At 35.7% G+C, this 12,344-nt stretch carries 6 protein-coding genes and 2 pseudogenes; 3 read left to right on the forward strand and 5 right to left on the reverse strand.

Going from position 1 to position 12,344, the window contains the following annotated elements:
* Nucleotides 1-341: 341 nt before the first annotated feature.
* Nucleotides 342-1,967, forward strand: a pseudogene (locus RDN22_RS06095) (APC family permease).
* Between the two features lie 144 nt (nt 1,968-2,111).
* On the opposite strand, the pseudogene RDN22_RS06100 reads toward RDN22_RS06095, so the two are convergent.
* A pseudogene (locus RDN22_RS06100) lies at nt 2,112-3,446 on the reverse strand (IS4 family transposase).
* A gap of 363 nt (nt 3,447-3,809) precedes the next feature.
* On the opposite strand from RDN22_RS06100, the gene RDN22_RS06105 reads away from it, so the two are divergent.
* Nucleotides 3,810-5,036, forward strand: a complete 1,227-nt coding sequence (locus tag RDN22_RS06105; RefSeq protein ID WP_308556796.1) for an IS110 family transposase — start codon at nt 3,810-3,812, stop codon at nt 5,034-5,036.
* 278 nt (nt 5,037-5,314) lie between these two features.
* Here the strand turns inward: RDN22_RS06105 and RDN22_RS06110 are convergent, their stop codons facing one another.
* The 4 genes from RDN22_RS06110 to RDN22_RS06125 form a co-directional block, all read right to left on the reverse strand.
* The gene (locus RDN22_RS06110) at nt 5,315-6,262 is read right to left on the reverse strand and encodes an alpha/beta hydrolase (protein WP_308556791.1); all 948 of its coding nucleotides are present in this window, start codon (nt 6,260-6,262) and stop codon (nt 5,315-5,317) included.
* A 129-nt stretch (nt 6,263-6,391) separates the two neighbouring features.
* Nucleotides 6,392-7,864 carry a family 1 glycosylhydrolase gene (locus RDN22_RS06115; RefSeq protein WP_308556792.1) on the reverse strand — a complete coding sequence of 491 codons (1,473 nt, stop codon included), beginning with the start codon at nt 7,862-7,864 and terminating at the stop codon, nt 6,392-6,394.
* An 80-nt stretch (nt 7,865-7,944) separates the two neighbouring features.
* Nucleotides 7,945-9,936 (reverse strand): beta-glucoside-specific PTS transporter subunit IIABC, encoded by a 1,992-nt coding sequence (locus tag RDN22_RS06120; protein WP_308556793.1) that lies wholly within the window; start codon nt 9,934-9,936, stop codon nt 7,945-7,947.
* 129 nt (nt 9,937-10,065) lie between these two features.
* Nucleotides 10,066-10,902 carry a PRD domain-containing protein gene (locus RDN22_RS06125; protein WP_308556794.1) on the reverse strand — a complete coding sequence of 279 codons (837 nt, stop codon included), beginning with the start codon at nt 10,900-10,902 and terminating at the stop codon, nt 10,066-10,068.
* 225 nt (nt 10,903-11,127) lie between these two features.
* Here RDN22_RS06125 and RDN22_RS06130 point away from each other — a divergent pair, with 225 nt between their 5' ends.
* On the forward strand, nt 11,128-12,270 hold the full coding sequence (locus RDN22_RS06130; RefSeq protein WP_308556795.1) for a glycerate kinase: 1,143 nt from the start codon (nt 11,128-11,130) through the stop codon (nt 12,268-12,270).
* Nucleotides 12,271-12,344 lie beyond the last annotated feature (74 nt).

Genomic DNA, 12,344 nt, shown 5'->3' on the forward strand with positions numbered 1-12,344 from the left:
TCTTTCTACAGCAGGCTTTTTCTCCTTAATTAAGAAATATAAGCCTACAAAAATAATACCGATTGCAATAAGTTGTGCGTTCATCCATATCCACTCCCTTCTTTTTGTCATTTCTTACTTTTTGTTAGTTATAATTATACATGCTTACATAAAATAAGTAAAGTGCTAAATGCAAAAATAGAAAGCGTTTTACACTAGTCAGACCAATGATTAGTAGATAAAATTTATATTGGAATAAGAAAGGAAGACTGAATGATAGAAAAATTTAAAAATAAATCTCCAGTACCTTTTTCTATTGATGGGAGTAAATAATTTTTTAAATAGAAAAGGATGAAAACTACTTGGACGATTTAACCTCAACTGGCAAAATGAAGACCATCACCTGGCCTGTTTTAACTTTGATGGCACTTTGTACTGTTATCGGCTTGGATGATATCATGTACAACTTTCAAAACCAAGGGATGCCCGTTATCACCTCTTGGATTATCATGTGTTTACTTTATGTAACACCTTATTCATTAATGGTTGGACAATTAGGTTCAACTTTTAGTAGCGAAGGCGGTGGCCTTTCATCATGGGTACGTGGTACTGATGGTGAATTCTTAGGCTACTTCACTGCTTGGACCTACTGAGCTGCTTCAATTCCTTACGCAGTTGACTCAGCTAACGAAATTATTGTCGACTTAGGTTGGGCATTAACTGGTTCTAAGGCATTTCAGGATAAAATTCCTACTACTATGTTTGCCGCTCTTACCTTCGTTGTATTTATTGTATTTATTATCGTTGAACACCACTTTGCTAACTCAATGGAATTTCTTTCCAGTATTGGTGGTGGCTTAATGGTAATCATGACCGTCTTGTTTGTTTTCCTTGCATTCGTAGGATTAGCAAAATCAGGTGGTCATATGGCAACTCAACCATTTACTTGGCACACAATTGTACCTAAGTTTGATTTGCACTATTGGTCAACTGTGGGGATGCTTATTTATGCTATGAACGGTTGTGAATTAGTTGCTCCATACGTAACTAAGATGAAGAAGCCTAAGTCAGACTTCCCTAAGGCAATGATTGCTTTAGCTATCATGACTGCATTTTTAACCATCCTTGGTTCATTTGCACTTGGTATCTACTTTGACGCATACCATATTCCAAATGACTTGAAGATGAACGGTGCTTACTACGTCTTTGACATGGTTGGTCAACAATTCGGTATGGGCAAATTCTTACTTTACCTTTGGGCTTGGACTTCATTATTGTTCAACTGTGCTTTAGTTGCCGTATTACTAGACGCAATGACTAGAATGCTTATCTCTGATACTGGTGATAAGTACATGCCTAAGTTCTTGCGTAAGAAGGACAAAAATGGCCTTCCAATTAACGGTTACATTTTAACTGTTGCACTTTCATCATTTATTATGATTTTAGGTATCTTCTTACCTGACATGAATGATATCTTCAACTGGTTACTTAACTTGAACTCAATTGTTTCTCCAGGTGTAACCTGCTGGATCTTCTACTCATTCATGAGAGTAAGAAAGAACTCAAAGAAATATCCTTCTAAGTACGTTTATATTAAGAATGATAAACTTGCTTGGCTTGTTGGACTTGCCTTATTAGTAGTTACTGCTGTTGCTACAGTATTAGGCTTTGCACCACAAGATGTTAAGCAAGGCAGCGGTCTTTGGTGGTATGAATTAATCATCAACATCGTGGCCGTAATCGTCTTAATTGGTTTGGGTGCAATTTTACCTGGAATTAGACGTCGTGAAGAAGAATACGGTATTGCCTTTGATAAATCACAATGGATTTGGATGGGAATTATCATTATTGGTTCTATCATTCTTGATGTATGGCTTGGTAGTACCAAGATTCCAGCAAGAATCACAATGATTATAATTGAAGCTATTGCTGCTTTAATTATTACTTGGCTTGTCGGACGCAGAAAACCTCAACAAGCAACTAAGTAAAATACAAATTATAAAAAGCTCGCAAAACAATGTCATTAAGTTAAGGCATTGACAAAATTCAACTGCTTTTATAGAACTCAAATCATTTTGATTTGGGTTCTTTTTTATCTCCATTTTTGCATGCGAAAATAGCTGATTTCTTTATTAAGTTACACGATAGATGAAATAAACTGGAGGTTGAACTTTTATAGCTCTGGTATATTTACGACCTGGTCGGACTGATACAGTATAACGACTGATTCTATTTAACATTTTAAAGAATACTTGATCAGATAAGGATTTAAGATAATGTTTATGAATGATAGAGCAAGCCATCTTGAAGTTGATAATATAACCATATTTGTAATGTTTTTGCGGTACATAGGCCTGGCAATCTATTTGGCTATTTACGTTAAACATGATCATATGAGCTAAAATTTCCATTTCAACGAATTTATCTTGCTTAGAATGAAATTGTACGCAGCCTAAATCGTATTTTAATTTTCTAAACGAGCTTTCAATACCCCAACGCAGGTGATATAGCTCTTTCATACGTGACAATGAGAAATCTTTTCGATTTAAATTTGTCAAAACAACTTACCATTCTTCTTTGCCAGAATCTCGGTCATTGATTCTAAACTTAATTGTACAAAAATTTTCAAAATCCCATCGAGCATCTTGAGTATTTTTAGAACAATATTTTTTATAATGCTTCTTTTTGTGCATTACTAAATGGATATTTTCATATTTATGATGAGTAGTATAATATCGATTTGAAATAGTGACTTTACAGCCAATATCGGTATCGCATTCCTCATCTGGCAATGAAACTATTTCTTTGATTCCACCAATACCCGTTTTAGTACGGATGATATAGCTACAGTTAGGCAAACGATTACAGTTTTCAATTAGATTGAAGCTGCTATAGCCACGATCCATCGTGACAATATATGGACCACATTCTAATCTTTTAAGCATTTCAATAGCTGCGCTACGTTCATCCATTTTAGTTTTTGGTTGGAAAACACAATCTTGATAAGTATTATTAAGTAAATCGTAGATAGCATTAGCGTGCAGTTGACAAATAGGTTTAGGAGAATGATTAGCTATTATATTTTTAGAATTTGGATTGAAAAGCTGGTTAAAATCAGAACCATCAATAGCGAAAAGACGATACTGATGATCTAAAAGCTGCACATTAGATAGCCCTTGATTAAATGCATTTAAAATATGTTTAAAACATTCAGGCGTTAGCTTAGATTTTTGTTGGACATAAGCAGAAGCTGTCATTAGTTTATCTTCATCTTCAAAGGCATCATCAAGTTCTTTTTCCAAACTATTTCCCTGCATGTTAAGTGTAGTTTTAATCAAAGTAAAAGCATCAAGCTTACGCTTTCTGGTAAAGGCCGAAGGCGAATCAATAAAATCATGAATATGGTCTGCAGTTTCGTTGATAATTTGATCTAAGCGCTTTAAAATATTGGTATGAAGGTTTTTCATATTAATACCTGAACTTTCTATGAAAGACCCGAATAATATAGCGATGAGAGGGAGGGCTCCAACCTTTCTCTTTTATTTTACGAAGAAGAGAATAAAAAGAGTAAAAAACATACTAACCTAGTGTTGAATTAAAGTTCGACGGAATTTTGATTCAACACTTTTTATTTTGTCTAAAATAAAAAGTGAAGATAAAGCAAATAAAGTCTTAGGCCTTTTGGACACTTGATGTCGTATACAAAACGGGCTGCTTTACCGACTATTCAAAAGTCTCTTCGAAGTATGTGGGCACTTAGATGCCAAGTTTAGAAAATTAGAATTTAAATAGTTTGATAAAGCTTTTATCTTCAAAAATATGGAGGAATCATTATGAATCATAAGGTTATTTTTGGCATTGATGTTAGCAGTAAATCATCTTCAGTCTGTGTCTTAGTAGACAGACACCAACAAGGCGATGTCTTTTCGATAAGCAATGATATGATTGGGTATCAAAAGCTTTACGAGCAGTTAAATTTTTACTTGATTACTCCTTTAGTTGTCTTTGAATCTACTGGTGTTTATTCGCTCAGTCTTCAAGCTTTCTTAGAGCAAAAGAGGATTCAATATCTTAAATTGAATCCTCTTAAAGCTAAAAAACTAATGGACAACAATCTGCGTCACAACAAAACTGATAAAGTTGATGCCTATCGATTGGCATTAATTCAATTTAACGCTCCACAAAAGCTTACGCAGTCTCAGCCTCCTGAATATCATGAAATGCAAAATGCTAGCAGATACTATGAAGAATTGACTAAATCTATTATCGTTGCTAAAACTCAGCTTCATCGCAATCTGCAGACTACTTTCCCTCAAATTGAAAGTATTATGACTAATCCTACCGGTCGTGTTTATTGGGCAATTGTCGGCTTGTTTCCACACGTTCAGTACGTATTAGACACTGATGTTAAGCATATTCATGACGAACTTCGCAATATACCGGGTATGGGAAACAATCGGGCCGGATATCTATCTCAACGCTTAATCTCTTTGGCTAAACTTACTTGTGCTTATGATGATAAGAACAGTATTGTTATACGGGCAATCCAGAGAAACATTGCCGAGTTGTTCTCGCTTGATCAAGAAAGAAAAAATGTTGTTAACTATCTAGACAAACTGGCACATGAAGTTAATGCCAGAGCTGTAACTATTTATCTGAGTATACCAGGCATTGCTCAAGTAACAGCTCTAAGATTACTGGCTGAAATCGGTGATTTAAGAAGATTTGACAACTCTGGTCAAATTGATGCCTTTGTTGGTATTGATCCAGGCAGATATCAATCAGACGAAACAGACAGTCATCTGGGGATTACTAAACATGGCAATGCCATTGCCAGAAAGATTTTATATCGAATTATCGGACAGATGGAATCGGTCAAAGTCACGCATCCATGTCATATTACTGATTACTATGACAGAAAAAAATCTTCTCAAAGCCGAGGCTTCAAGAAGATTGCCATCGCATCAGTACATAAACTAATTCGCACACTGTACGCACTGGTTACGAAGGATCAATTATACGATTACAACGTAGCCACACAAACACAAAGACTTTAGTCATAATCAATGATCATATTCAGTATACCACCTATGAGAAACACGTTAATATCATAGGCTTAGTTAGTTATACCCTAAATTCTATTCTGACCAGTAATATCTAAATTAATTCAATCCAATTATCAATAAATCAAATAAAATAAATAAGCCAAATCATTAATATGACTTGACTTAAAGTAGAAAAAGAACTCAAATCAAAATAATTTGAGTTCTATAAAAGCAGTCAGATTTTGTCAATGCCTTAACTTAATGACATTGTCCCAATGATCTAGCCTATTTTATATATATTTATTTAAAAACTTACTTACACGCTTTTTATATTCATGCGGATAGGTTTCAAATGAACGTGCGTGAGCTGCTTTTTTAGCAATCCACAATTGTTTTGGACCCTTTGTTGCATGGTAATTTTGATACACCATTTTGGTTGGTACAAAATTGTCTTTTCCGCCATGAATAAATAGCATTGGCGTCTTGTTTTTCTTCAATTGATTTACTGCAGAAGCATCCCCTAAGTAAAAGCCTAAATTAGCTTTACTTACACCGCTCAGCATAGTAACTGCACTTGTAGCCACCGCCTCTGGCATACTATATAAATCTTTTGCCTCATGCATGAATTCAGATTTTACATCGCTATAACCACAGTCTTCAACGTACGCCTTAACTTGTTTAGGCATCTTGAGACCACTAGTCATCATAGTAGTTGCACCACCCATGCTGACGCCAAAAATTACAATTTTTTGTTTTCTTCCTTCAACTGATAAATCTTTATTAACCCATTTTTTAACATCATATTTTTCAGGCCAACCATAGCCAATATATCTACCCTGACTTTGCCCATGAGCACGCGCATCAGGAATTAAAACATTGTATCCCAATTGATGAAACATAGCTGCGTATGGCGCCATGGTATCTTTATTATTACCAAATCCGTGCAATAATACCGCAGTCTTTTCAGAATGCTTATTTGGAATATAGTTTGCATCTAAACGATAATTTGAAGAAGCAGACTTAATATACCAATGCTCCTTTTTAGCGTTCTTATACCACTCCTTATTTTGTTTAAGAGGATCTTTCTTTTTCTTACTAGAATATTTATTTAACACCGTTTTTTTACCTGGTACAAAAGCGACATTAAAGAAATATGCCTCACCAACTCCAATTAAGACAACTAAAACTGCGGCGACTATCCCTGTTATCCACCATACTTTTTTGCGTTTTCTATTCAAAATGTCAACTCCTATATAAAACAATATAGAATTAATTATACGCTTTTGAATTTCATATGGTATATTGACATTTTAAACAAAGTATTGCCTATACAAAAAAATGATGGCTCTCGCCATCATTTTTTTCTATTAATCTAAATCTTCACCATCAGAGCTAATTACTTTCTTGTACCAGTAGAATGAATCCTTAGGCATTCTCTTAAGAGTACCATTGCCTTCATCATCACGGTCTACGTAGATAAAGCCATAACGCTTAGACATTTGACCAGTACCTGCTGATACCAAATCAATACAGCCCCAAGTTGTGTAACCGATCAAATCAACACCATCATCGATTGCCTTTTGCATTGCTTCAATATGTTGACGAAGATAATCAATACGGTAATCATCATGAATCTTACCATCATCTGAGATCTTATCAACAGCACCTAAACCATTTTCAACTACCATTACTGGAATTTCATAACGATCATAAATTACTTCAAGATAGTATTGAAGACCGGTTGGGTCAGTTGCCCAGCCCCATTCAGAGTAGTTCAAGTAAGGGTTCTTAGCACCTGCTGCGAAGTTACCACCCATCTTGTCTTTTACTTCATGAGTAGTTACAACATTAGACATGTAGTATGAGAAGGTGTACATATCTACTGTACCTTCTGCAAGATCCTTTAAATCTTGATCAGTAATATCTAACTTAACATTATGAGCATCCCAAAGTCTCTTAGAAAAAGTTGGGTACTTACCTTTGCATTGAACATCGCCACAATAGAAGATATTCTTTTCCCAATCATGACGGTTAAGCAAAACATCCTTTGGATCTGGAGTCATTGGGTAATCTACAATACCACAGATCATATTACCAACTACATAATTTGGATCGATTTCGTGGGCCAATTTAACTGCACGAGCACTTGCAACGAATTGATAGTGGAGCTTTTGATATGCATGTTGGTAAGCTTCATCAGGAGCCTTGTTACCGAACATATCCAAGAACATAATTGCTGTATTAATTTCGTTGAAAGTTAACCAGTATTTTACTAAGCCCTTGTATTCTTCAAACAAGACTTTGGCATATTTAACGTACATGTCGATCATTTTACGATCTTGCCAGTCATGATATTTTTCACTTAAGTAAAGTGGGTCTTCATAGTGAGAAATAGTTACAAGTGGTTCAATACCGTACTTCTTACATTCTTCAAAGACTCTGCGATAAAAATCAAGTCCTTCTTGGTTAGGCTTTTCTTCGTCACCCTTAGGGAAAATTCTGGTCCAAGCAATTGAAAGACGGAATGTCTTGAAGCCCATTTCAGCAAACATCTTAATATCTTCTTTGTAGTGGTGGTAGAAATCAATCGCTACATGGTTTGGGTAATATTCATTAGGATCAATTGCACCAACTGCACCTTCTGGAAGGCCTGCGCCTGGAACACCTGGTGTCTTTTCAAGTTTTCCATTTAACTTGTAAGTCAACATTCTAGGATGATCTAAACTACCTGCAGTAGTGATGTCGGTTACAGAAAGGCCTTTGCCACCTTCGTTATATGCACCTTCGATTTGGTTGGCAGCTGTGGCACCACCCCATAAAAAGTTCTTTGGAAATGACATATTTACACTCTTTTCTATCTTTATCTAGTTATTAATCTATACTTATCATATCTGAAAGCGATTACTTTTGCAAAAATTGATTAACTTAATTGAACTTGTCCATTTGCAGATACTACTGCATCTTTTTCTTCAGGAGCATCAAGTTCAAGAACAGGTTCTCCTACTTTAACTTCGCCTTTAGCAATTTGTTTAATATCTTCAAAGTCTTGAGAATTAGTTACAACTACGGGAGTAGTTACTGGGTAGCCAGCCTTCTTGATAGCATCAATATCAAATTTAACTAATGAATCTCCTGCCTTAACTTCTTGATCTTTTTCGACTAAAGTGTCAAAGCCTTTACCTTGAAGGTTAACAGTATCCATACCAATGTGCATCAAAATTTCTGCACCATCAGTTGTCTTCATACCAATCGCATGACCAGTCTTGAAGGTCATAATAATTTTACCGTCTGCAGGTGCGTGAAGAACACCATCAGTTGGTTCAATAGCAATACCTTTGCCCATTGCACCACTTGAAAATACATCATCTTTAACTTCTGAAAGTGGCATAACTTGACCATTTTCTGGACTAACTAAAGTAGCAGTAGCAACTTCTGGAGTTGCATTTAAAGCAGCATTTTCTTCTACTTTTTCACTTTGTTTTTTATCATATTCTGCATCTACTGACTTTTTACCAAAGAGCATTTGTAATGCGAAACCAACGACGAAGGCAACTACACCAGCGACAATAACACCAATTACCTGGGTCATTGAATTCCCCTTAGGGTTAACGTAAGCAGGAATTGAGAATAATCCCATTGAAGGCATAATGTACAAAACTGAACGGAAGGCACCAATGATTGCACCAGATACCGCACCAGCGATACAACTTAAAATAAATGGACGTTTTCTTGGTAAGGTAATACCATAAATAGCTGGTTCAGTAACACCGAATAATCCTGAGAAGAATGCACCAGTAGCATTTTCCTTAAGTTTCTTATCCTTAGTTTGTTTGATAATTGCTAAAACAACACCAATTTGTGCGTAGCAGACCATGCAAGTCATACCTAAAATTGGATCGTAACCAAGTGCTGCTAAGTCGGCAGTAGTAACAGCTACAATTCCCCAGTGCACACCGAAGATAACCAATACTTGCCAAAGGCCACCAAGCAAAAGACCAGCAACAATTGGACTAAAGTGGTAAACACTTGACATTACGGCACCAATACCGTCACCAACCCAAGTCATCACAGGACCGATTACAATAAATGCAATTGGTAAAGCAATGATCATTGTTACAACAGGTACTAAGAACATTTGAACAACTGATGGAATCCACTTCTTTGCCCAGTGTTCAATAATTGAAGCAAACCATACAGTGAACAATACTGGCAAAACTGTTGAAGTATAATTCATTGTAATTACTGGAATACCAAAGAAAGTAGTATGAATTTCAGAAGCAAATGGAGTTCCAGCAAATAATGTTCCTAAAACTGTCTTACTTGCCGCAAGTTGTACCATTGTTGGATATGTAAGTGTAGCCCCAATTGCTAAACCAATAAATTGATTCATATGGAATCTTCTAGCAGCAGTTACACCTAAGAAAATTGGCAAGAAGTAGAAAATACTATCACCAATTGCATACAAGATTTGATATGCACCAGAAGAAGTTGAAAGCCAACCTACAGCTGCAGCCAGAACAACTAAACCTTTAATAATACCTCCAGCACTAAGTGGAGCTAAGATATCAGTAAAGATACCAGAAATTAAAGCAACGGCTTTATCAATGAAACTTGAATTATCATCTTCACCGTAATCATCTGGAACTTCACCACCACCTGAAAAGCCGCCTTCTTTTAATACAGCATCATATACATCGGCAACTTCATTTCCGATAACAACTTGGTATTGTCCACCAGCTTTAACAACTGTTACAACACCATCAGTGTTTTTTAAGGCATCATCATTAGCCTTTTTTTCATCTTTTAATTTAAAACGTAAACGGGTGGCACAGTGCACAACGCTATTAACATTATCTTTACCACCAACATCTTTAATGATGGTATTAGCTAATTGATCATAGTTCTTAGCCATGACTCTTCCTCCTCAAAATAAAAACCCAAGCTACTTAAAAACTAGAGAACATAAAAATGCTCTGTGTCTTTCAGTAACCTGGGTCCATGCCTAATTCTCTTAGTAACATACCTAAGTTAATAGATATTATTATTCTTGTCTTGATGTCACTCTAAATATATGGAGCACCAAGTAAAATTTATCGTCTGAATCTAATGTCCAGCCCATCTTTGAATGTAAGTAAGTAGCAATCCGCTCTGCTGTATCATAGGCTTTATTATATTTAACCTTCATAAATGATAATAAAGAGGGATCCAACTTTTGATTTTTATTTGGTTGATTCTTAAGCAATCTAACTAATAGTATCCGCAGATGTGTAATAAAACGACTATAGTTAAAAGTACTTGTATCTAAAGTAACTTTATATTGGAATTGAATAATACTGATAATTCCACTAATCAAATTAGTGATCTGCATTGTTTCCTGCATCTGCGCATCATCAGAAGCTGCATTCACCAAGTGATACGTCATAAATGTCGTTTCACTTTTTGGCAATTTTATATTCAGCTCTCTGTTGATTAACGCGATTACTTTTTCAGAAATTGCATATTCCTTTGGAAACAAATTTTTAACTTCCCAATCATTATTTGCTGGATCAATATCAATATGATCATTAATTCTTGTTACAGCAAAATCAATATGATCAGCTAAAGCTAAATATTGATAATCAGAAAATTTAGTTTGTAAAAGTGGTTCAACCATCTTAACAATTTGATTAGTTACATCGATCGTTTGAGCCGCAAACTCTTTGACTTGCTCTGCTTCATCTGATTGCTCAGTTGTAACAAAATAGCGTTCAACTTTTGATTCATCAATATCTTGGCCTTTTTTAAGGCCAAATCCAATACCTTTACCTAGAACAATTTTTTCTTTACCATCGTCCTCTACTAACGCTGCACTATTATTAAATGCCTTAAGAAATTTCATCACGAATCACCCTTAATCATCTGAGCTATAAAAAAAGCTACTACGCATAAAATTATATACCAAAAAAGTATATCATCTTATCACATAGTAGCTAAGACCTGATCGAATCAGTAATCCGCTCACTTACAGATATTATAATAACTAATTTTGTAAGCGGTGTCAATATAATTTTATAAAAAAAGCGAAATGTTTTAAAATTAAGAAAACAGATAGTGAGGGAAAATAATGAAATTCGTATTAGCACCTGATTCATTCAAAGAAAGTATGTCGGCTAAAGAAGTTTGTGAGGCAATGAAACAAGGTATCCAAAAAGTGTTGCCTGACGCAGAAATTGTTGCAGTACCAATGGCTGATGGCGGCGAAGGTACAATGGATTCTTTAGTAGACGCAACTAATGGACAAAAATATGAAGTTCAGGTAACCGGCCCACTTGGCAAACAGGTTACAGCGCATTATGGTATTTTAGGTGATCAGAAGACCGCAATTATTGAAATGGCTGAAGCAAGTGGTCTTTCCTATGTTCCTCAAAAAGATAGAACACCTGAAACCATTAAGAGAACAACTACCTTTGGCACAGGAGAATTAATTAATGCGGCTTTAGAACATGATGTTAATAGAATTATTATTGGTCTTGGCGGCAGTAGTACCAACGATGGTGGTAGCGGCATGGCGCAAGCAATCGGTGTAAGATTCTTTGATCACCACGATCATGAAATCACTCAAAAATTGGGCGGTGGCGATCTAAAACAAATTGCGCGAATTGATACTAGCAATATTAATCCTAAAATTAAAAATACTACTTTTTTGCTTGCTAGTGATGTTACCAACCCACTTACAGGTACTAACGGTGCTTCATATGTCTTTGGACCACAAAAAGGCGCTGATTCTAAGACCGTTAAAGAACTAGATGAAAATTTAACTCACTATGCTGAAATCATTGGCAAAGAAATAGCGAAAACTCCCGGTAGTGGTGCAGCAGGCGGTTTAGGAGCCGGACTTTTGGCTTTTACTTCTGCTAAGATTTACCCAGGCGTAAAATTAGTTGCTAACGAAGTCCATCTAGTTGAAAAAATAAAAGATGCAGATTATGTTTTCACAGGTGAAGGTGGAACTGATTTTCAAACTCAATTTGGTAAAACACCATATGGAGTTGCTCAAATAGCTAAAAAATATAACGTCCCAGTAATTTCACTTGCTGGCTACGTCGGTAAAGGGATCGATCAGCTTTATGACAAAGGATTCACTGCTATTTTCGGCATCTTAGCTAAAGCTGAAAATATTGATCAAGCTCTAAAAGACGGCCCACAAAATGTTGAACGCACTACCGAAAATATTGTCCGCTTAATCGCAAATAAAAAACGAGCTTAACGCTCGTTTGAAGTGAGACCCAAAAGTTAGACACTTTTGGGTCTTTTATTATGACTAAATTTAATAAAGAACAA

The organism is uncultured Lactobacillus sp., from assembly GCF_902491705.1.
GTDB lineage: Bacteria > Bacillota > Bacilli > Lactobacillales > Lactobacillaceae > Lactobacillus.